Consider the following 23,522-nt stretch of genomic DNA (forward strand, 5'->3'; position numbering starts at 1 on the left):
CATTGATTTGATTCATAAATTATCAAAAATCAATCTGATATTATTTACTCATTTTACAAATCCTGAGCGCTTGCAATCATTTCTGCAACATCTAAAACATCAATACTATCTTCTTTCTCTTTACCCTTAACACCATCTGTCATCATAGTATTACAAAAGGGACAACCCGCTGCGATAATATCGGGCTGTGTCTCTAGTGCATCTTCTGTTCTTTCTATATTAATGTCTTTAGCTCCTGGCTCAGGCTCTTTAAACATTTGTGCGCCTCCAGCTCCACAACAAAGTCCGTTACGCTTGCTTCTCTTCATCTCTACAAGCTCTACCTCTAATTTAGTTAATAAATCTCTGGGGGCTTCATATACATTATTAGCACGACCTAAATAGCATGGATCATGAAAAGTAATTCGTTTACCTCTAAATTTACCACCTTCTACTTTTAATCTTCCTTCATCTAATAATGATTTCAGAAACTGTGTATGATGCATTACTTCATAATCACCACCGAGCGCCGGGTACTCATTTTTTAAGGTATTAAAACAATGAGGACAAGCTGTTACAACCTTTTTGATTTCATAGCCATTCATTACCTCAATATTTGTAACTGCCTGCATTTGAAATAAAAACTCGTTCCCTGAACGTTTAGCAGGATCACCTGTACAGCTTTCTTCGGTACCTAATACAGCAAAATCTACTTTGGCATTATGTAGTAATTTCACAAATGCTTTGGTGATTTTTTTAGCTCTATCATCAAAACTACCAGCACATCCTACCCAAAATAAAACTTCTGGCTTTTTACCTTCAGCCATATACTCTGCCATTGTTGGCACCTTTAGCGCTTCACTCATATTTATTTTTTATGTATACTTATCAATTTTGCTTAAAATAAATTAAACAAAAGACTGTGTTTAATCATGTTTACCATCATCAAAAACCTCAATAGTAACTACCCTTTCCACTAACTCAGTAAACTTACCTGTATAGCGTGTAGCTTTTACTAAATGGTTATCAATCCAATGATAGTTTCCTCCTCGTGGTTTACCCATCAATAAACTATGATAGTCAAAACCATGTTTTTTTAACCAATTTTCTGTCACTTCTCTATGCTCTTCTGTTCTAGAAGTAAAGAAACAGATGATATGTCCTTCTTTATACCAATTATTTAGCGTAATTAATGCATCAGGAAATGGCTCACAAGTAGCCATACGTTCTGGCTCCTCATTTGGCACATCTTCTGTGATAGTTCCATCAATATCAATCAGATAATTTTTGATACCTTCTGGTAAAACAGGGCTAATATGTTCTCCTGCTTCTACTTTGTCGTGCAATAATTTTTCTACTTCTTCCTTCTTCATAATTTCTAAAACTTGTGGTTATTTTTAATTAATGGGTTAATAGTTTTGGTTAATTCCTTTACTCTTTACTCCAGTTTAATCTATCCATTTGATTAAATGGCCAAGGTGCTCCGTTATTTTCTATATTAGACATCATATTATTAAGATCCATAGGTGCAGCACTTTCTTCCATGACTAAATACCTTCTCATATCCATTATGATAGAGAGCGGACTTATACTTACTGGACAGGCTTCCACACAAGCATTACAACTTGTACAAGCCCATAATTCTTCTGGTGTAATATAATCATTTAATAATTTTTTTCCATCATCTACAAAACTACCATTCTTATCAATATTCTCACCTACTTCTGTAAGACGATCTCTGGTGTCCATCATAATCTTACGAGGAGATAATTTCTTTCCTGTTTGGTTTGCAGGGCATTCACTTGTACAACGTCCACACTCTGTACAAGTATAAGAATTGAGTAATTGCACCCAATTGAGATCTGTAACGTCAGAGGCACCAAAAGCTACAGGAACTTCTTCTGCTTCATTTTCTGCAGGAGCAGCATAGGGATCAGCTGTAGGATCCATCATGAGCATTACTTCTTTGGTTACTGCCTCCAGATTATCTAATTTTCCCTGAGCGTTTAAATCACCATAATAAGTATTAGGAAACGCTAATAAAATATGGAGATGTTTAGAAAAGTACAAGTAATTGAGAAAAACCAGAATTCCTAAAATATGTAACCACCACGCGCTCCGCTCTATGAGCACTAAAGTTCCTTCAGACAATCCATTAAACAGTGGAGAAATATATTGACTAATAGGATAAGAACCAGCTTTAACATAGTGCTCAGCTCCCATATTCTGTAACTGAAGATCTACAGCATTCATACATAAAAATAATGTCATCAACACTACTTCAAAATACAGTATTAAGTTTCCATCATTCTTAGGCCATCCTTTCATTTCAGGACTCAAAAAACGTTTTAATTTAATAATATTACGACGCGTCCAGAATACGATTACTGCAATAAGAACCAAAAAGGCTAATATTTCAAAAGATGCAATTAAAAAGTCATAAAAACCACCTAGAAAAGCAAAAATCCTATGAGTTCCTAAAATTCCGTCAATTACAATTTCTAAAACCTCAATATTTATAATCACAAATCCAATATAAACTACCAGATGTAATAATCCAGAAATTGGCCTTCTTACCATTTTAGATTGACCAAAGGCAATTCGAGCCATATTACCAAATCGTTCTCCTTTATTATCAGTTCTGTCTATTTCTCTACCTAATCGAATATTACGGATAACTTTACGAATATTAAGAGTAAAATATCCACCTCCTACTGCTAATGCGATTACAAATAAAATATTAGGAATATACTGCATAATTTGGGTCTAATTTATTGAATCTGTATGACTTTCATAAGGCTGGTTATTTTTTCCGAATACGGAAATATGAACATACCTCTTTGGGTTTAATCTAAGATCTTGTAGTAATAACTCTAATTGTCTGGTGGATTTTTCTAAATTGTTATATAGTTTTTCATCCTTCATAAGTTTACCTAAAGTTCCATTATCTAAATTCCCAACAGTCTTATCTATATTATTCAGAACAGTTTCTACATTAGATGCTAACTTATCTACATCTACCTTTGATAGATTCCCTGTAAATTGTTTCAACTCTGTTGACATTTCATCAAGATTGGTGAATGTTCTGTCGAGTTTATTTTGATTACCAGATAATAAATTATTAAGAGAACCAGAAACTCCTTTGAAATTTTTGACGGTCACGCTTAGATCCTTAAATATAGCATTTAGATTATTTTGATTATCTATCGATAGAACTGTATTTACAGATGTCAATAATGTGTCTGCATCTGATATTGCTGTTTCTAACTTTGCTTGTAACGGAGTTAATTTTTCGTTTACTAATTCTAACAAACCAGCTTCCACACGACCAGGAAGTGTATCACGATCTTTAGCCTCCATCCCTTGTTCATAAACAGGTATGATTGCTAATGATTTTCCTCCTATAAGTCCTCCTCCATACACCTTGGCTTCACTATTTCTAGAAAATGAAAAATCATTATCCACATTGAATTCTACCACCAGTTTTCCTCTGGTATCAGCAAAATCAATCGAAATTACTTTTCCTACAACCAATCCATTTATGGTAACAGGAGAAGAGGGAATCAATCCCTCTACATTATCATAGAGTGCATAAAAGGTACGGTCATTTTTCAAAAGGTTATTACCTTTTAAAAAACTATAACCAAAAATCAAAAGTGCAATAGCAACCAGTGCTAAAATTCCTGTTTTAACTTCGCGAGTAAATTTCAAAATAGCTTATTTTTAGAAAACAAAGTTAGAATAAAAAATATACTTCTGTAGATTATTAACAAACGAATTATCAGTATTTATTTAGATTAGTTAGAAGCAGCCCCAGCTTTTAGGGCTTCATCAAGCGGAATTAGTTCATTATTTTTAAAGGCAACCACAAAACTAGAATCAAAACCTTTATTGATTGCAGTAGCTTTTAATTCATTGATTGAATTATAATTACCCGTACTACCAAAATAATATTTATATACATCTCCTACCTGAACTTTAGACAGCTGATCCAATCCATTAAAATTTTGAGGTTGTAATTCTATGTCTGTGGACCCTGCAGAAATCTGAACTTTAAATATGATTCCATTAACATTTACTTCTTCATCAGATAAAGTTTCAGTTTCTGCAATAGGAAAATTATTGGTAACCGTATCAGAAACAACTGGTTTTTCAGGTTCAGGAATATAATATGCTGCATCCAGACTTTCTTTATAATCAACTATGCTAGTAATAATAGAAGTTGCCATGTCAGATTGACCTTTTTTAGAATTTAAATATTTTCCTTCTTTATTATTAGTTAAAAAACCTAATTCAATTAAAACACTTGGCATATATGTTTGATGAAGTACTACAAAACCAGCTTGTTTTACACCTCTACTCTTTCTTTTTAAAGTTTTAGTAAAACGATTCTGTACAAAACTTGCTAGTGTAAGGCTTTGATCAAGATATTCTTCTTGCATAATCATTAAGCCTATTAATGATTCTGGAGAATTAGGATCAAATCCTTCATAATTTGCTTCATAATTATCTTCTAAGAGAATTACGGAATTTTCATTTTTTGCTACATTAAAATTTTCATCATTAGCATGCAATCCCAATACAAAAGTCTCTGTTCCAAAAGCTTGAGATTTATGTGAGTTACAATGGATGGATACAAATAAATCTGCTTTTGCTTTATTTGCTATTTTTCCTCTTTCGTGTAATTCTATAAATTCATCTGTTTTTCTCGTATATACTACTTTAAACCTTCCATCGTCCTCTAATGCTTTACCTACAGATAAAACGACTTTTAGTGCTATATCTTTTTCCTTATAACCGTTCCCCCTATTCCCGGGATCGTGACCTCCGTGCCCCGCGTCTAATACAACCACAAACTTATCATTATCGTCATTATCTAAAGCATAGATAGAGTTAGCATATGTTGATAACACACAAATTAAAACAGCCCATAAATTGTTATATATTATTTTATTCTTACTCATCATTTATAAAATTCTATCTTTATTTGAAACATTACTTAATAGTTTCCGTATTTAATATAGTATCCTAAAGCCGTAGTACCTACTACTGTTTTAAAGTACAAACCAATTTTATTTAAATAACGTAGAACTATCTTATTTGATATAAAAATTTATTTTTTTAATAATTACAATTGCTACATTAAAAATATACGTAATTTTGAGACTTCAAAAACTAAGCCATAGTTTTACAAAAATAGGATTTAAACCATTGCAAACAACGGTACGTAACATACTTTATTCACTAAGTTTTTCACTATTCTGTATTTTTTATACAAGTGCACAAAAAGTTGAAAAAACAAATGAGAAACCGATACAGGAAGAACAGGATACAATTTCTGTAGATAAAAAGACTGTTGATCCTAGTGCAGAGTTACTTCTAAATGAAAAAGATCAGGATACCACCAAAAAAGATAGTGTACCGCCTGTGCTTACAGATAAAGTCACCTATAAAGCTACGGACTATATGAAATTGAGTCGTAGAGAGAACAAAATGTATCTTTATAAAGATGCAGAAATTATCTATGGTGATGTACAAATGAATGCCGGACTTATTATTGTAGACAATTCAAAAAATGAAGTGTATGCATATGGTATTAAAGATTCTCTTGGTGAGTATACACAAACACCTGTTTTTAAACAGGCACAAAACGAAGTAAAACCAGATTCTATCCGTTTTAACTTTGATACAGAAAAAGCACTTATTTATAATTCTCGTACAAAACAAGGGGAAATGAATGTAAAAGGTGAAGTATCAAAAAGAGTTAACGATTCTGTTATTTATATGACTAATGTCAAGTTTACTACCTCAGAGGATGTTGACAATGCTGATTATTACTTCTATGCAAGACGCATAAAACTAGTGCCTAAAAAGAAAATAGTGACAGGTCTGGTGAATATGTTTATTGCTGATGTACCCACGCCCTTAGGATTACCATTTGGGTATTTTCCTTTAGAAGAAGATCGAACTTCTGGTTTTTTGATTCCCAGCTATGGGGATGAAAACACCAGAGGATATTTTTTACAGAATGGAGGATATTACTTTGCATTAAGTGATTATGCGGATCTAACTATTACTGCTGATTATTATACTAATGGTAGTTACACCCTAAGAACAGAATCAGCATATGCTTTACGATATAAATACAGAGGTAATTTTAGAGTGCGATATGAAAACAATTTAAATAGTGAACGAGGGTTTCCTGATTTTACTCAATCTACTGCATACAATATTCAGTGGACACATTCTCAGGATGCTAAAGCCAGTCCTAATTCTCGTTTCTCAGCTTCTGTAAATTTTGGAAGTAGTGATTATTTCAGGCAATCTACTAATCAACTGAATACTGGTAACTTCCTGAATAACCAGATTAGTTCTTCTATCTCATATTCTAAAACTTTTCAGGGAGACCCTCAGGTAAATCTTAATGCTGCAGCAACCCATAACTCTAACTCTAATACTGAAGTGGTTAATTTATCACTTCCTAATGTAAGTGCGAGTGTATCAAGAGTTTTTCCTTTTGCTCCAAAGGTTGGTACAAAAAAAGGAATCATCCAAAATATTAATACACAATATAATTTTAGAGGTGAAAATAAAATAGTTACTCAGGATAGTCTCCTTTTTAAATCCAATATGTTCAAGGATGCACAAATAGGAATGCAACACTCTATACCCATAAGTACCAATTTTAAAATTTTCAACTACTTAAGTGCTTCTATGGGAACAAGTTTTGAAGAGAATTGGGTATTTGAAACAATCAAACAAAGTTATGATGAAACGGCTAATGAAGGAGCTGGAGAGGTAGTACAAGATACTATTAAAGGTTTTGATTCTTACAGAACTTATAATTTTTCTGCTAGTCTTGGAACTAGTATTTATGGGACATTTAAATTTAAAGAAGGTAAAAAGATACAAGCAATTAGACATACTATGCGTCCATCTATCAGCTACAGTATCAATCCTGCCTTTGATCAGTTTTATGATACGTACACACAACCTGTAGAAGATGACCCAGATACTCCTGATATTGTAGAAACAGAAGAAATTGTGGAATACTCAAGATTTGAAGGTGGATTTTATGGAGCACCAAGTAATGTTTTCTCCAGTAGTATTGGTTTTTCTTTAAGCAATAACCTTGAAGCTAAAGTACGAAGTAAAGATACTACGGCTACAGAATCAAAAAAAATAGTTATTCTTAATAATTTAAGTCTTAGTACTTCTTATAATATCGCAGGAGACTCTCTAAAATTAAGCCCTTTATCAATAAGCGGAAATATTCCTATTATTCAAAATAAACTAGACATTAACTTTAATACACAATTAGATCCATATGCATTAGATAATAATAACCAAAAGATTGATGTATGGAATATTAATAATGGTGGTAGCTTGTTTAGATTAACCTCTGCCAGTGCTAATTTCGGATACTCCTTTTCGAACACAGATTTTGAAAAGGGAAATAAAGAGGAAGATCCCTTAGAAAATCAAACATTGAGAAATGGAGGACGGCAAGATAATCTTTTTGGTGGTGGTACTGATTTTGGTGAAGAAAGAAGCTTCGATAAAGAAAAAGAAGGAACCAATAAAGATATTAAGCATTATAGTTACAAAATCCCATGGTCATTACGTTTATCTTATGCCGTAAATTATAGTAATAGTACCAGACAAAATGAAATATCATCCCATTCTATTATGTTTTCTGGAGATGTTGAATTGGCGCCTAAATGGTCTGTAGGTGTATCATCTGGATATGACCTTAAGGATCCGGGCTTTACTTATACAAATTTAAGATTTCAACGAGATCTTGATAGCTGGCTTATGAGTTTTAACTGGATTCCGTTTAGTGACAGAACTTCCTGGAATTTCTTTGTAGGGATTAAATCATCTGTTCTTAGTGATATTAAATACGATAAAAGAAGAGAAACCGATAGAGAATTATAATTTTACTAAAGATTAATTATTTTCAAAAGTAATATAATAAGCCATTAGCGTTATTTGTTCAACATTTTTAAGTTTAAAATAATACTACTAAAATCATTTTTATCTCATGAAAAAAATAATAACTACTACAAAAGCCCCTGCTCCTATAGGTCCTTATAATCAAGCTATTTTAACTGGTAATACCTTATATACCTCAGGTCAGATCGCAATTCATCCAGAAACGGGAGCACTGGTATTAGATGATATAAAAACAGAAACGATACAAGTTATGCAAAATCTAAAGGCTATACTGGAGGAGGTGCATATGAGTTTCGAAAATGTTATAAAAACTACTATTTTTTTAAGTGATATGAATAATTTCGCTCAAGTAAATGAAGTATATGGAAGTTATTTTAATGATGCAACTGCTCCTGCTAGAGAAACCGTTGCTGTAGCTGCGTTACCTAAATTTGTAAATGTAGAAATATCTGTAATAGCAGTACAATGATCAAAAAGTTTAACAACTTAATTAATTATAACTCTTTAAACTCAATCTTATAAAATTTGTTAAAATAAAGATTCTGCTGTTTTGCAATAGCAGAATCTTTACTATTGTGTAGGTTCATTATACTAACTGAAACATTTTTTCTCTCATACTCCTAGCAGATTTAACAAGATTTTCTAGTGCCGATTTTGTCTCAGGCCAATCTCTTGTTTTTAATCCACAATCTGGATTAACCCAAATATTTTCATACGGGAGTAAGTCACAAGCTTTATCCAGTAAATTTTCTATTTCTTTTTGAGTTGGAACTCTGGGAGAATGAATATCGTATACTCCAGGACCAATTTCGTTAGGATATTTAAAATCTACAAATGCATCGAGCAATTCCATCTCAGAACGAGAAGTTTCTATCGTAATTACATCAGCATCCATTTCTGCAATACTTTCAATGATATCATTAAACTCAGAATAACACATATGTGTATGAATCTGTGTATCATCCTTTACCCCACTAGAAGATATTCTAAATGCCTTAACTGCCCAATTCAAATAATTTTTCCAATCCTCTTTTCTCAATGGTAATCCTTCCCTAATAGCAGGCTCATCTATTTGTATAACTTTTAAACCTGCATTTTCTAAATCCTTTACTTCATCACGAATTGCGCATGCGATCTGATTGCAAGTTACAGATCTTGGCTGATCATCTCTTACAAAAGACCATTGAAGAATAGTTACAGGTCCTGTCAACATGCCTTTTACTGGTTTTTTGGTAAGAGATTGTGCATATGAAGACCATTTTACTGTCATTTCCTTTTCTCTGGAAACATCCCCGTAAATAATTGGTGGTTTAACACATCGAGTACCATAGCTTTGTACCCATCCATATTGGGTAAATGCAAATCCCTCTAATTGCTCACCAAAATATTCTACCATATCATTTCGTTCAAATTCTCCGTGAACTAAAACATCTAAACCAACTTCTTCCTGAAAACGAATAGTTACTTCTGTTTCATTTCTAATAAATTCATCATATACTTCTTGCGTTACCTCTCCTTTTTTTAATTTTGCTCTTGTTTGTCTTATTTTTTTAGTCTGCGGAAAAGAACCTATAGTAGTAGTAGGAAATAATGGTAAATCAAGAGTTTCCTTTTGTAGTAATTGTCGATCTGAAAACTGAGAAATTCTTTGACTATCAGAGTTAGTAAGTTTATCAATACGTTCTTTTACAAGAGTATTATGTATTAGCTCAGATTTCCTTCTATTCTGATTTGCCTTTTTATTTTCGTTAAAAATACTATTTGCATCCTCATTTCCCGGCGTTGTAGCTAGTACTTTTAATGTAGAAATTTCTCTTAACTTTTGCTTAGAAAAGGCCAACCACTGCTTTACATCTAAGCCAATTTTTTTATTTGTATTTTCTAAATCCAAATCATAGGGACAATGTAAAAACGAACAGGATGATGCTATCCAAATATGTTGATTATCCAATTTCTCTGTTACTTTTTCAATATACTTTAGTGATCTTTCAAAATCATTGATCCAGATATTCCTACCATCCACGACACCTAATGATAGAATTTTTTCAGTACTGAAAGAAGGATGAGAAAGAATATCATCTAATTGTAATGGACAACGTACTAAATCCAGGTGAAAAACATCTACTGGTAAATTGATTGCCACATCCAAATTATCACCATAACAATCAAAGTAATTAGCTAAGATAATTTTTAGTCGAACATTGATTTTACTAAAATGTTGATACGTTTTTACAATTGCTAATTGCTCTTGTTTACTAAGGTCTAAGGACAGAACAGGTTCATCAATTTGAAGATATTCTACACCAAAAGAATCAATTTCTTTAAGTAATTTTTCATAAACCGGAAGAATTTTATCAAGTAATTCTAAACGATTAAAACCTTTCTCCTTTTCTTTACCTAACAATAAAAATGTGATGGGACCTACAATAACCGGTTTAGTTTTTATTCCTAATGCTAAAGCTTCTTTCCACTCAGTAACTATCTTTTTAGTGTTTAAAGAAAATTCTTGGTGCTTGACAAATTCAGGTACTATATAGTGATAATTGGAATCAAACCATTTTGTCATCTCCATAGCAGTTACATCTAGTCCTTCTTTTTGTTGACCTCTCGCCATAGCAAAATATTGCTGAAGACCTTTTAGGTTTTTAAACCTTTCTGGTATACAACCTAAAGTGATACACATATCCAATATATGATCATAATGAGAGAAATCATTTGATGATATCATATCAATATCTGCTTCTTTTTGAATAATCCAGTTTCTGGTTCTTACATCTTTAGAAATTTTAAATAATTCCTCCTCTGAGATCTTTTCTTTCCAAAAGTTTTCAATCGATTTTTTGAGTTCTCTTTGTGCACCAATTCTAGGGTAGCCTAATACAGTTGATTTCATGTTATGAATTTAAAATTTCTTTCAAATCTATAAAACATAAAAATAACATCTATATTAATATATATAATAAGATAATTAAACTATTTAATACAAAAATAATAGATAAAATATTTTTATACCTATCTTTACCTCTAACTTAAAAGAAAATTTATCTATGCATAATTTAGATGATATTGATTTAAAATTATTAGAAATCCTTCAGAAGAATGGTAAACTTACTACAAAAGAAATAGCAGGTCAGGTTAACTTATCTCACACTCCAGTGTATGAAAGAATAAGACGCCTGGAAAAAAATGGTGTGATTAAAAAATATATTGCTTTAGTAGATGCTGAAAAAGTAGGTAAATCTCTTACAGTCTTTTGCAATATCACTTTAAAAGAGCACACTAAGGAAATAGGAAATAAATTTGTCAAAGATATTACTTCATTACACAAGGTAACAGAGTGTTATAACATCTCTGGTGATTTTGATTTTTTGCTAAAAATAGTGGTAGAAAATATGAAGGATTATCAAAATTTTGTCATTAATGAGTTAGGCTCCATTAAAAATATAGGGAGTGCTCATAGCACTTTTGTTATGGGCATTATAAAAAATACATATTCAGTCCCGATCTAAATGAGATAATACTTTTATAATGCTTTTAATAACAACTCTGCTGTTGCGGGATTTGTTGCTAATGGAACATCATAAACATCACATAATCGCATTAGCATAAAAATATCAGGTTCATGCGGATGTTTAGCTAGAGGATCCCTAAAAAAGATAACCATATCTACTCTTTTTTCTGCTACTGCGGCAGCAATTTGCGCATCTCCTCCCAGAGGTCCCGATAATAGTGCTTCTACTTCAAAACCAGCTCGTGCTGCCTTTTCTCCCGTAGTTCCCGTAGAAATTAATTTGATACTTTTAGAATGCAGAATTTCCTGATGTTCATTAAGAAACTGCACCATTTCCGCTTTTTTACCGTCGTGAGCAATAATTGCTATGGTCATACCTATTTTATTACTTAATTTTTAAAATCTCTTTTTGGAATGATTAGATAATTCTTTACACAGAAAGAATATCAGAGATACGCAATAATTCTTTATTAATTCCGTGATCTTCTTTTAAACCTTCTTCAAAATTAGTAAAAGTAATCTTATTGTTAATCAAACCTACCATTACATTTTTTTCACCATCCAGCAGCAATTCAACAGCTCGTACGCATAATCTACTAGCCAGCGTTCTATCAAAGCAGGTAGGCGTACCTCCTCTTTGCATGTGCCCTAATACTGTTACTCTAACATCATAATTAGGTAAATTTTCTGTCACATAATCAGCCAATTCATACACATTTTTTCCTATTTTATCACCCTCACTTACCACAACAATACTAGAGGTTTTTCCTGATCTTTTACTACGTTTTAAAGACTCTAATAATCGGTCTAGTCCCAGATCTTCTTCTGGTATTAAAATTTCCTCTGCTCCTGCTCCTACACCACTGTTCAAAGCAATAAATCCAGCATCACGCCCCATGACTTCTACAAAAAATAACCGATCATGTGAGCTTGCTGTATCTCGTATTTTATCAATCGCCTCTACAACTGTATTTAATGCAGTATCATACCCAATTGTAAAATTTGTCCCTGCAATATCATTATCAATCGTCCCAGGAACTCCAATAACAGAAATACCATGTTCTTCACTAAAAAGCTTCCCTCCACGAAATGTTCCATCACCTCCTATCAGTATCATAGCATCTACTCCAATTTCTTTTAGATTATCTGCGGCTTTTTTTCTTCCCTCTGCAGTTCTAAAGTCGTCAGAACGTGCTGATTTTAGAATGGTACCTCCGCTACTGATTATATTGCGTACACTTCTGGCATTCATTTCACAATAATCATTCTCAATCATTCCCTGGTAGCCTCTATAAAAGCCTATACATTTCACATTGTAATACGAACAAGCACGAGCAACCGCTCTTATGGCAGCATTCATTCCTGGAGAATCTCCTCCTGATGTCATCACACCTATAGTTCCAATTTCTTTTGCCATATTGATTTATATTCTTTTAGTAATGTTTATTGATTCTTTTCTGTAAAATTAATATAATCTGGTGTTTCTAGATTCATTGTATCCTTAATTTTAACTGCTGTTGAATCTTGATTTTTTTTAGTTCTAAAAATTTTTCTCCATAATTCATTAAAATTACTGAAATCTACTGCGTAAGAGAGTCCCACTCCTTGCTTATATCCTAGCGTTTCTCCTATAAATTGAATTTCATTTTGTCTATTAAACACGGTTCCACGAAAAGTTCCTTCTTCATTAAATAAATAAGCCACCTCTACATCACCGGTTACCACAGATTCGCTCACACCTCCCAGAGGTACCCCTACACTTCCGTTAATAAGTATTTTGTTATTAATATGTGTAGATAAGGTGACACCAAACTGATCTGAAGCTTCGTCATCAATGGTCCTGTTACCCTGCACATAATTTAAACCTATCTGAAATTTATCATCATCTCCGGCAAAAATACCATTCACCAATCCCGTAGCACGCTCTACCAGATTTCCTGTTATGAAAGTAGGGTCGAGATTTCCGCTATAAAACTGCCCCTGCGTTACTAATGAGAGTGCCTGAAGTTCTTTTGTTGCCTGATCTTCTAACTGATATTCTATTTCACTTTTTGCTACAGAGCTTAAGCTTGGTAATTCTATATTGAACTCTAAATCCGGTTGTGTTAGTTCTCCTTTAAGATCTACTACAACCTCAACAGGTACTTTACGATTTACAGACGCATTCTCTAATAAAATAGCTGGATTAGCTTCGGTCTTATACACGGCACTTAGATCCAGAACCGCTCTTGTAGGACTGCCATCCCAGTTAATACTTCCACCAGACCTTACGGTAAAATCTTTACCTAAAAACGCTCCATATCTAAAATTATAACTCCCTTCATAGGCAACAAAATCTCCCCACATATTAAATTTACCGTTGGTATTTATTTCGATAAGCAATGTTCCTGCTCCTCTACCTTTTAGAGAACTACCTGTATTTTTATCTACTACGACTTCTACCAAGGCATTTTTATTTACATCTAATTCAAAATTTAAAGCAAGCCCTTTAATCTCATTTAAAATAACTTCTTTTCCTTCCAGACGTGCTTGCTTTTCTTCAGGACTCAAAAAATGAATGTATGAATTATCCCCTATGGATTCTGAATCATTCAAGGGTATTTTAAAAACAGTTCCTTCTTGTGTTCTGGCATTTACATCTATGACTAATTCATCAGTAGGGCCATTAATAGTAGCATCTCCTCTTATAAATCCTGTTCCGTAATAAAGTGCATCATCCGTTTCTTCTGTGTCTAGCACCAATAATCGATCTTTGGCAATAATATCTAATCCCAGATTCCATTTTTTAAACCCTTTGTGACTTATATATCCATCAAGAATACCTTTGGTTTTATATTTACTATCGGTAATATCAATCTGATCAAAGTAAAATTGTTGTTCATCTAATACCACGCGAGAGTTTTTCTTCAAATTAAGATCAACATTCAGATATGGGAATTTAAGACCTGCCTCATTTAGCTTAAGCGTTCCTGCTATTGATGGATTTGTATAGTTTCCAGTAATTTTAGCTTGTCCGCTTACTAATCCTCTAAGATCTGATAAGACAATACCTCCCAGATCACTAAAACCTTTTATATCAAATTGATCTAAAGAAACATCGATATTCATGTTAGAACTATTATCAGCCATATTGATAGAACCTATAGCAGATAATGTTTTGATATTATCATTATTCACCAGCCTGGTGTTTATTTTGTACTCAGAAAGTGATTCATTCCCTGCTACATTGACTCTTAATTCTCCAATAGGAGATTTATTTATCATGAAATCATTAATGATAATCGTAGAACTGGGAAAATATATTCCTTCGTCTTGAAATAAAGTTACATCTCCATCTACCCATCCTGCTAAAGCCAGATTTTCTATAGACGGTGTAATTTTATTAAGATCGACTTCTTTAAAAACTGCTTTTATGTCTTTATGATCCGATCCTTCCATAGTACCGGATATAATTGCTTCTTCATCCTCATGTTTAAATAATATAGATTGTATATCTACATTTTTAAAATTATTATCAAATACTATTTGATTACTGCTTTTACTCTTATAAGGGTTTGCATACCAAGTATATCCTTTAAAAGTAAAATCTGATTTCCTAAGCCCTATAACTGATTTATTATTTTCATTAATGGTATGATACAATTCTAAATTGTAAGCATCTACATTATTCTTCCCTCCTTTAAATTCTGATCTCATAAACAGTGTATCTTTTAGCGTTACATTAATCAAGCTAAATTTAGAAACATCATAATACTCTGTGTCAATACTATCAATTGCAATATAGGTATTAAACAGAGGATTTTTATTATCCACCTGTATATCCACCTTTTCCATATAATTATTAAAAGCCTTTATAGATGGAGACTTAAAACTAAGCTTAAACTCAGAATCATTACTTTCTACTTTGCCTTTCATAAAGGTATTGGGAGCAAACTCTATTTCGGGAAAAAATACATCAACAATTTTATTATAAATCTTAAAATTAAATTCCATAAATTCGTTATCCGTAATGGCAGTTGGTTCAAAATTAGCATAGAGACTACCAATAGAATTACGAAATAGATCATATACATTTTCGAATCTAAACACTCCCCTTACACTACCATCAATAATATCGGGACTATCCATTTTAATAGTACGGATATTTTCTTCATCAAAACTGGAAGTAATCTCAAAATCCTCAAAATAATAACTATCATTTTGATTCTTATATAATGTCTTGGCAAAAGCAATTGTACCAAAAGCGTCATTCACACTAGTGCCCTGCATATTCATATATACATCACCATTAAATACTGCTATACTATCTCTGGTAAAAATATGTAATGCTTTCAGATCTATATGATCGACATTTGCAGTAAAATCATAATTATTAATTTCTTCTGATAAATCTGCTACTCCATTAAATTTAAACTTAACATTAGGGTCATTTGAGGTCAGTTCACCATCAAAAACCGGATCTTTTAGATTTCCTAAGACCTTTAGATTCGTATAGGTATATCCGTTAAATTGAAATTTTCTAATATCTCCCTCTAGTTTAGTGTTTAGGTTTTTTAGGGTAAATCCACTTCCATCTACATGAATATCAAAAGATGCAGTGCCTAAACGTTTCTTGCCCAGTAATTGTCCCAGATTAAAATTATTAGAGATTATATTACCATTATACGTTGCTTTTTTTACATTATCCAACCCTCCAAGAATAACGAAGGCATTAATTGTTCCCAATTGCGAAAAAACATCCATATCAATATCAAGATCTCTCGCAGTAACTATTGCATTACCTACTGCTTTTAGACTTCCTAATTGATATAATTGTTTAGGCAACGATTCTCCCAGAATACGAGGTAAGAGATTGACTAAATCATAATAATTAGTAGTAAGATTTGTAAAATCACCTTCTAGCTTGAGTTTAGAATTATCGGTTACAGCATTCTGTATTCTTATAGTTCCTTTGATAATGGATCTGTCTAATCCGGTTATATCCGAATTTTTAATTTCAAAATCGTTAAGCGTACCACTTAATGTTGTATTTCTTACTTTAATTTCTTCATTGTCACCAAATTCTTTATAAAAAGGTATCAAATCATTAGTAGAAATAATTGCATCGTCCAGAGTGGCAGTAATATTCACTTTATTTACAAAATCTGACATTTCCTCAGGAAGATATGAAAACAATATTGTTCCTTTAACTTTAGAATCATTGGTCTCTAAACTGAGATCATTGAACTTCATTTCACCCGATGTAAGAGAAAATTTTGTACTCAGATTGGATATATTGAGTCCGCGGTTCTCTGTAAACTTTAAGGTATTTGATGTTATATAAAAATTGGGACCATCTACTTTCAGACTTTCTCCATCCAGAGAAATATCTTTAAGTACTAAAGCTTCAGGGTTACTCAGGTTTTCATTTATGTAACTGAATTCTCCATTACTCAGTAATACACTTGCTGTTGTCAATACAAATTTAGAATCAGACTTAGGCTTATTACTATTAAACTTACGCACAAAAATCATAAGATTGTCACTGGTCTCATCCTTATACATCTTCATTCTAAGAATCAACTTTTCTATAGTAGCATCCCCTAATTCGGGTTGCCTGTTGGCTATTTCATTAATATTAAGAATAGAAGTAGCAAGACTCTCTGCATAAATCAACGTATCCTGATGGTGATCTTTTATAAAGATGTCACGTAGTTCAATATCTCCGTCATACCCTAATGATACACGCCCTACGTTAATATCGACACCATATCTATCATTTAAGTAATTAGTAGCTTTTTTTCCAAAAAAAGTCTGTACCGAAGGAATTGAAAACATAATCACCATTAGCACAAAAAGTACAATTAAGATAGTTATACCCCTTTTAAATATATTAACTAATTTTTTGATACGTTTTATTGTTTTAACTTTGCTGACAATATTAACAATTTCTATGCCCTTTTCCTCACAATGAGCTCACAAAATGTATATATCCTAGGTATTGAGTCTTCCTGTGATGATACGGCGGCTGCTGTATTATACAACGGTACTGTATTATCAAATGTTGTTGCTACCCAAAAAATCCATGAACAGTATGGCGGTGTGGTTCCAGAATTGGCCTCCAGAGCCCATCAACAGAACATCGTTCCTGTAATTGATCAAGCATTAAAACAGGCAGGTATCAGCAAATCTCAACTAAGTGCTATTGCTTTTACCAAAGGACCTGGTTTAATGGGATCTTTACTCGTAGGTACTTCATTTGCTAAGTCGTTAGCATTAGCTCTCGATATTCCGCTTATTGATATAGATCATATGCAAGCACATATTCTGGCACACTTTATTGAAGAAGAAAACTATACAAAACCTACTTTTCCATTTCTGGCAATGACTATTAGTGGTGGTCACACTCAGATTGTACGTGTTACTGATCATTTTCAAATGGAAGTTATCGGGCAAACATTAGATGATGCTGTGGGAGAAGCATTTGACAAAAGTGCTAAAACTCTAGGATTGCCCTATCCCGGAGGCCCATTAATTGATAAATATGCAAAATCAGGGAATCCAAAAGCATTTCAATTTACTAAACCAAAGGTAAATGGATTAAATTTCAGCTTTAGCGGGCTTAAAACTAATGTATTATACTTTATACAAAAGCAAGTTAAAGAAAATCCCAATTTCATAAAGGAAAATCTGGAAGATATTTGTGCTTCATTACAATATACTATTATTAACATCCTAATGGATGGTTTAAAAAAAGCCTCTAAAGAAACTGGTATCAAATCAATTGCAATTGGTGGCGGTGTGTCTGCCAATTCAGGAATCCGTAAAGCATTAAAAGATGGTGAACAAAAATATGGGTGGACTACATTCATCCCTAAGTTTGAGTATACAACGGATAATGCAGCTATGATTGGAATTGTAGGATACCTAAAATTTCTTAACAATGAATTTACTGATATGAGCGTAGTTGCCAAAGCGAGAACAAAATTTTAGGTTCTAATATCGTAGTAAATATGCCTTATTATATATTAAATTTTAAGAACGATAAACACAAAAAAAACCAGTCATTTTAGTAAAAGAAGAATAAAAACGACAGCATACTTTGAACGGAGTATACAAATCAATAATTCGGCGATTAAACTTAAAAATATCAACGTAAACATGCAATTATTTTATAGTAAGGAACTTACCGAATCTGATAGGGAATTTAGTTTCTCCAGAGAAGAAAGCAAACATATCAGCAAAGTTTTACGTAAAAAAGAAGGTGATACTTTATATATCACCAATGGATTAGGTCTACAATTTACTGGTATCATTACTTTCTCCAGCCCCAATAAATGTGTTATCAAGCTACTTCATAAAAAACTACAACCTATTAAGGACTATAGATTACATCTTGCCGTAGCACCTACCAAAATGAATGACCGATACGAGTGGTTTTTAGAAAAAGCAACAGAAATAGGTATTGATGAAATCACCCCTATCATTTGCGATCATAGCGAACGAAAAGTAATAAAACACGATCGTTTCGAACGTATTTTGCAAAGTGCTATGAAACAATCTTTACAATCGTATTTACCTAAATTACATAATGCAATCACTTATTCAGAATTTATAGCTCAGCATACCGACGATCAGCTATTAATTGCACATTGTGAAGAGACAAAAAAACAATCTTTAAAAAACGTTCTCCAACTAAAAAGTTGTACGACAATTCTCATTGGTCCTGAGGGCGATTTTTCTACTAAAGAAATTGAATTAGCACTCACATCTGGATATACGGCTGTAACACTTGGAGAAACTCGACTAAGAACAGAAACCGCTGCGATTGTTGCAACTCACAGTGTTTCTTTTCTAAATGAGTTGTAGCAACTAGTATTAACTTACTTTACTAATATGGTTATTAGCTTGATTATAGTTAACAAAAACTTCTTTACACGTATCTGAAGTAGAAACACTATAATCCGCCAGCAGCATTCGTTAGATTATCAAGTGCTGTGGATATTGTAGTCAATATTTCTTCATTATCAGTAATATCGTGCCTCCATTGTAAATATGCAGGATCATTGTATGAGATATAAACCAACTCATTATCATCTTGCCATACTAATATTTTTTGAGGTAAATCAATACCAGTTGTCCGAGAATTTTGCATTAATGGAGTTCCCAGGTTGGGGTTTCCAAAAACTACCAATCTGGTTGGATTTAATTCTAAATCTACTGTAGCAGCATTTGCCTGATGATCCAGAGTTGTTACCAATCGTAAATTTTCATTACCATCAATAGCGGTCACTAAACCGTTATAAGTATCTTCAAAGCTTTGTGCGCTGGTTTTTGTAATAATGCCTTGCCCTAATGTAATCGAACCTGACTCTATCATCACCAATTCCTCATCAGATACACTGGATGCAAAATTAGTCAATGCAGTCTCTATTGTATTTAAAATTGTATCATTATTTATTAGTCCGTGTCTAGCTTTGAGATAAGAGGTATTATTAAATCCCACTAGTATATTTGTCAAAGTATCTTTGGTATCTCTAAAAATAAATAGCTTTTGTGGTAAGTCTAATCCCACTAATTGATTTTCTTGCATTAATGAGGTACCTAAAGCCGGATTACCAAATAAGATTACCTTCGTACTATCTAATTCCTGATCTACTGATGTAGCGTTATTACTGTGATTCACCTCAGCAACTATGCTTATGGGAGCTATTGCATCTAATGCATTCTTTATTGCCTCATCAGTTTCCTGAAAACTTAACGAACTTTTTGTATAAGAAAGACCTTCCACTACTATTATATTGGTGTTTGTATCCGGTTTGTCGTCATCTCTACAAGAAAATAACAGTATGGTGACAGAGATCAAAATAATATAGAAACGGTCTTGTACTTGTATCATCTTTAATTATTTAACTAATAAACAGTTATAGCTTATGAAAGTTACTAAATATCTTTTTTAACTTTATCCTAGAATACAAAAATCATTTTTATTACTTCTCTTAGAGTGTATAGTTAACAATAGATTACCTGTTTTTAATAAAATTTAACTTTTTAAAAAATTTTACCTGATAAATATACTTCCGTTTTTATCACTCATAATGTATCGCTAATATTCATTTAAGCCTATTTTCTGGTAAGATTAAAATAAACTACGTCGACCTAAGGGTGCGAGGTAAGAAAAACGAGACCAATTCACTATAAGAATCAGGAAATAAGACTTCTTTATCTTGGTTCTATGGACTACAGTACAGACGGATCCTTGAGGAATTCTACTGATTAAAAAATGTAGATGTTACTAATACAATTGATCAGGGGTAGTAGGCTCTCTTAAAATTATGTCCACTCCATTCTTCTTTATCTATAGCATCAATACTCCATATACCTTTTTGTTTACTTAAAGAGTGAACGGTATATAATGCCTTCTCTTTTTGCGGAAAAGCAACGGTCATTTTGATCTGTAATTTCTTCAGGCTGCTTGGTTCCTCTATAAATTTAACAAAACACTTTTCGCTAAGTAGCCTCTCCTCTAGTGAATGATTTATATGTAATTTTTCATCTTCTAATTGCAAAAGTTCTCCTTCATTACCACGAGAAACCCATATTATTTTAAGATTGTTATTTTTTTCAAATCGGGATACCCATTTTTTATCTGACAAAATATTTCCATATTGATCATAAAATTTTTGCAAATTAGATTTTCTTAAATTCTCTGCATATTGAATAGCAGCAGTTCCACAACCAAATACTCTTACCCTGGATTGAACCAGTATAGTATCCGTTAATTGATCCATTTTTAATGATTCAAAAAATACCTGGTAAGGAAATTTCATCATTTCTGTATCAGGAGGAGCAATAGAAACAAAATCAGGAGAGATATTTGAGCTGTAATCCGGATTTATATGACAAGAAACCATAAACAATCCAAAAAGTAAAAAAATATTTTTAATCATAGTTTAAAATATATCATATTAATTCGTTTTTAGTATGTCTGTCTAATAGTTGTAGTAATGTTGGCATTCTATAATCTCCATGCATTTTTTTTATCAATTGGTAAGCTGTTTCTAATGTGATTCCTATAGCAGATACATACAGTGGCTTTTTACTTTCTCCACGTATTAATTCTTTTACATTTCTTTTATTTTCATGAAACCCGGATTTAGCTACCCCTATAATTGGTATCTTATTGTCTAAAGCTTTATATAAATGACCACCTAACCCTAATTTACCTTCATCATTAAGCAAGACAAAGCTATCCACAATGATACAATCTACATTTTTCAGGTTTATGGTTTTTAATAAACTAAGTATACACGGCATTTCTCTTTTATAGAATGCTCCCGGTTCATATTCAGCTATATCTTCTATAACTTCAGAATAAATCTGTACGGGCGTATCATCAGTCCATTCTTCAAAGCTAAGACATACCGTTTTAGCTTTGTTATCATAATAATATGTATCAAATGCCAGTATCATAAATAGGGATTTTTTTAAAGACTTTCTATAGTTATAAAAAGATGTAATAATGAGCAAGATATGAAGAAACTTCTAATTATTACTTCCTTCCTTGTATTGCATGTATTATAAGAATATTATTTATCTCTGGTTTCTAAATGTATACATACTTCAAAATATAAGAACAGGGATATTGAACTATTATTTAGTCAACACTAAAATGAACCAGAGCATTTATAATTCAATTTTGAATGCACCAGTAACTTTCATAGTTGTATCCTGGGTATACCCTATAACAGAAAGTTCATCTGTATCGTTCATCCAATCAGGTATTCCTAATAAAACACCACCAGATTTTTTTGTTTCTACCAAACGAGCGGCTACGATATTGGTGTTTTTAAGGGTTTTATTTCGATTTTCGCCTCTTCCTATTTTGGTTATACGTTCTGAAATAACTAATGCAAGCGTTAACCTGGCAAACTCATCGCCTTTTACTAAGTATTCTAAGGCAATGCTGGTGCTTTCTTTTTCTACATTGGTCAGATATATTTCATTTACAGCATCTATACCAGCATATCTTTGTAAAGCATTCTGCACTTTGACACTATCAGAACCTGAAAAATGTTCGCTTCCATTTACTACCAGCTGTGGTGTATACATAGATCTACTGTCAAATTTTTGCGCGTACTCCCGTTGATAATCACTAAATACTGTCTGACTAAATGGGTCTTTCCACCCCAGACGATTCCAATAATCCACGTGATATGATAATACAAATACCTGATCATTCTTATATGTATCTTTGATTTCCTCTAATAAATCATCTGCTGGAGGACAACTACTACACCCCTGAGACGTAAACAGTTCCATTACTATGACTGCATTATCATCATCCTGTGCTATTCCTGTTATAGAAATAATGAGCGTTAATAGTGTCAAAAGGTGCTGTATCATTTCGTTTATTTTAGTACTTTTAGATTCTATTATTTAGACGCTCATGATTATAAAGCTTACATCTTTTTTATGTTTGTTATTTTTCTCAACAAGTTTATTTGCTCAGGATATTGCAGTATTACAGTATAATGGTGGTGGTGACTGGTACAGTAACCCTACAGCATTACCTAACCTGATCGCTTTCTGTAATCAAAATATTAAGACTGCTATTGATCCTAAACACAAAACGGTAAAACCAGAAAGTATTGATATTTTTCAGTATCCTTATATTCATATGACAGGTCATGGCAATGTGTTTTTCACAGAACAGGATGCAGAAAATCTAAGAAATTACTTATTAAGTGGTGGTTTTTTACATATTGACGACAATTATGGAATGGAACCTTACATCAGAAAAGAATTAGTCAAAGTTTTTCCTGATAAAGAATTAACAGAATTACCCGTCTCCCACCCTATTTTTTCGAGCAGTTTTGATTTCCCAAAAGGATTACCTAAAATACATGAACACGATGGAGCTCGACCTCAGGCGTTGGGAATTAGTCATGAAGGTAGATTAATATTACTATTCACTTTTGAAAGTGATCTTGGAGATGGATGGGAAAATCCTGAGATCCACAATGATCCCGAAGAAGTCCGCCAAAAAGCGCTAAAAATGGGAGCGAATATTATTAAGTATGCTTTTGAGAATTAG

General features: G+C 32.5%; 19 protein-coding genes. 6 read left to right on the forward strand and 13 right to left on the reverse strand.

Annotated features, from left to right (window positions below; genetic code table 11):
- Positions 1 to 53: 53 nt before the first annotated feature.
- From ABD816_RS09450 to ABD816_RS09470, 5 genes are all read right to left on the reverse strand, one after another.
- Positions 54 to 845: a (Fe-S)-binding protein gene (locus tag ABD816_RS09450; protein ID WP_344926755.1), complete on the reverse strand. Its 792-nt coding sequence runs from the start codon at positions 843 to 845 to the stop codon at positions 54 to 56.
- Positions 846 to 905: 60 nt separating this feature from the next.
- Complete coding sequence (locus tag ABD816_RS09455) at positions 906 to 1,352, reverse strand: LNS2 domain-containing protein (RefSeq protein WP_344926757.1); 447 nt, start codon at positions 1,350 to 1,352, stop codon at positions 906 to 908.
- A gap of 58 nt (positions 1,353 to 1,410) precedes the next feature.
- Complete coding sequence (locus tag ABD816_RS09460; protein ID WP_344926758.1) at positions 1,411 to 2,736, reverse strand: 4Fe-4S dicluster domain-containing protein; 1,326 nt, start codon at positions 2,734 to 2,736, stop codon at positions 1,411 to 1,413.
- Positions 2,737 to 2,745: 9 nt separating this feature from the next.
- On the reverse strand, positions 2,746 to 3,690 hold the full coding sequence (locus tag ABD816_RS09465) for an MlaD family protein (protein WP_344926760.1): 945 nt from the start codon (positions 3,688 to 3,690) through the stop codon (positions 2,746 to 2,748).
- An 86-nt stretch (positions 3,691 to 3,776) separates the two neighbouring features.
- Positions 3,777 to 4,943: an N-acetylmuramoyl-L-alanine amidase family protein gene (locus tag ABD816_RS09470; RefSeq protein ID WP_344926762.1), complete on the reverse strand. Its 1,167-nt coding sequence runs from the start codon at positions 4,941 to 4,943 to the stop codon at positions 3,777 to 3,779.
- 196 nt (positions 4,944 to 5,139) lie between these two features.
- Here ABD816_RS09470 and ABD816_RS09475 point away from each other — a divergent pair, with 196 nt between their 5' ends.
- Together ABD816_RS09475 and ABD816_RS09480 are read left to right on the forward strand one after the other, a co-directional pair.
- Positions 5,140 to 7,917: a putative LPS assembly protein LptD gene (locus tag ABD816_RS09475; protein ID WP_344926764.1), complete on the forward strand. Its 2,778-nt coding sequence runs from the start codon at positions 5,140 to 5,142 to the stop codon at positions 7,915 to 7,917.
- A gap of 106 nt (positions 7,918 to 8,023) precedes the next feature.
- Positions 8,024 to 8,404 (forward strand): RidA family protein, encoded by a 381-nt coding sequence (locus ABD816_RS09480; protein WP_344926766.1) that lies wholly within the window; start codon positions 8,024 to 8,026, stop codon positions 8,402 to 8,404.
- Positions 8,405 to 8,521: 117 nt separating this feature from the next.
- Here the strand turns inward: ABD816_RS09480 and metE are convergent, their stop codons facing one another.
- Positions 8,522 to 10,828, reverse strand: coding sequence for a 5-methyltetrahydropteroyltriglutamate--homocysteine S-methyltransferase (gene metE, locus ABD816_RS09485; protein ID WP_344926768.1), 2,307 nt, complete (start codon positions 10,826 to 10,828; stop codon positions 8,522 to 8,524).
- Positions 10,829 to 10,982: 154 nt separating this feature from the next.
- Between metE and ABD816_RS09490 the strand changes: the two genes are divergently transcribed.
- Positions 10,983 to 11,444: an Lrp/AsnC family transcriptional regulator gene (locus tag ABD816_RS09490; protein WP_344926770.1), complete on the forward strand. Its 462-nt coding sequence runs from the start codon at positions 10,983 to 10,985 to the stop codon at positions 11,442 to 11,444.
- A 14-nt stretch (positions 11,445 to 11,458) separates the two neighbouring features.
- On the opposite strand, the gene ABD816_RS09495 is transcribed toward ABD816_RS09490, so the two are convergent.
- From ABD816_RS09495 to ABD816_RS09505, 3 genes are read right to left on the reverse strand one after another with little or no spacing between them, the layout of a single operon-like run.
- Positions 11,459 to 11,821, reverse strand: a complete 363-nt coding sequence (locus ABD816_RS09495) for a methylglyoxal synthase (RefSeq protein ID WP_344926773.1) — start codon at positions 11,819 to 11,821, stop codon at positions 11,459 to 11,461.
- Positions 11,822 to 11,876: 55 nt separating this feature from the next.
- The gene (gene pfkA / locus ABD816_RS09500) at positions 11,877 to 12,863 is read right to left on the reverse strand and encodes a 6-phosphofructokinase (protein ID WP_344926775.1); all 987 of its coding nucleotides are present in this window, start codon (positions 12,861 to 12,863) and stop codon (positions 11,877 to 11,879) included.
- 26 nt (positions 12,864 to 12,889) lie between these two features.
- Complete coding sequence (locus ABD816_RS09505) at positions 12,890 to 17,263, reverse strand: translocation/assembly module TamB domain-containing protein (protein ID WP_344926777.1); 4,374 nt, start codon at positions 17,261 to 17,263, stop codon at positions 12,890 to 12,892.
- 132 nt (positions 17,264 to 17,395) lie between these two features.
- On the opposite strand from ABD816_RS09505, the gene tsaD reads away from it, so the two are divergent.
- Positions 17,396 to 18,418, forward strand: coding sequence for a tRNA (adenosine(37)-N6)-threonylcarbamoyltransferase complex transferase subunit TsaD (gene tsaD / locus ABD816_RS09510; protein ID WP_344926779.1), 1,023 nt, complete (start codon positions 17,396 to 17,398; stop codon positions 18,416 to 18,418).
- 168 nt (positions 18,419 to 18,586) lie between these two features.
- Complete coding sequence (locus tag ABD816_RS09515) at positions 18,587 to 19,294, forward strand: 16S rRNA (uracil(1498)-N(3))-methyltransferase (RefSeq protein WP_344926781.1); 708 nt, start codon at positions 18,587 to 18,589, stop codon at positions 19,292 to 19,294.
- A gap of 88 nt (positions 19,295 to 19,382) precedes the next feature.
- On the opposite strand, the gene ABD816_RS09520 is transcribed toward ABD816_RS09515, so the two are convergent.
- The 4 genes from ABD816_RS09520 to ABD816_RS09535 form a co-directional block, all read right to left on the reverse strand.
- Positions 19,383 to 20,324, reverse strand: a complete 942-nt coding sequence (locus tag ABD816_RS09520; RefSeq protein WP_344926783.1) for a DUF302 domain-containing protein — start codon at positions 20,322 to 20,324, stop codon at positions 19,383 to 19,385.
- 409 nt (positions 20,325 to 20,733) lie between these two features.
- The gene (locus ABD816_RS09525; protein ID WP_344926785.1) at positions 20,734 to 21,375 is read right to left on the reverse strand and encodes a hypothetical protein; all 642 of its coding nucleotides are present in this window, start codon (positions 21,373 to 21,375) and stop codon (positions 20,734 to 20,736) included.
- Between the two features lie 13 nt (positions 21,376 to 21,388).
- Positions 21,389 to 21,955: an endonuclease V gene (locus ABD816_RS09530; protein ID WP_344926787.1), complete on the reverse strand. Its 567-nt coding sequence runs from the start codon at positions 21,953 to 21,955 to the stop codon at positions 21,389 to 21,391.
- Positions 21,956 to 22,111: 156 nt separating this feature from the next.
- Positions 22,112 to 22,831, reverse strand: a complete 720-nt coding sequence (locus ABD816_RS09535) for a DUF1223 domain-containing protein (RefSeq protein ID WP_344926788.1) — start codon at positions 22,829 to 22,831, stop codon at positions 22,112 to 22,114.
- A gap of 43 nt (positions 22,832 to 22,874) precedes the next feature.
- Between ABD816_RS09535 and ABD816_RS09540 the strand changes: the two genes are divergently transcribed.
- On the forward strand, positions 22,875 to 23,522 hold the full coding sequence (locus ABD816_RS09540; protein ID WP_344926790.1) for a DUF4159 domain-containing protein: 648 nt from the start codon (positions 22,875 to 22,877) through the stop codon (positions 23,520 to 23,522).

The sequence above is a fragment of the Aquimarina addita genome (assembly GCF_039539305.1).
In the GTDB taxonomy this organism is placed as follows: domain Bacteria; phylum Bacteroidota; class Bacteroidia; order Flavobacteriales; family Flavobacteriaceae; genus Aquimarina; species Aquimarina addita.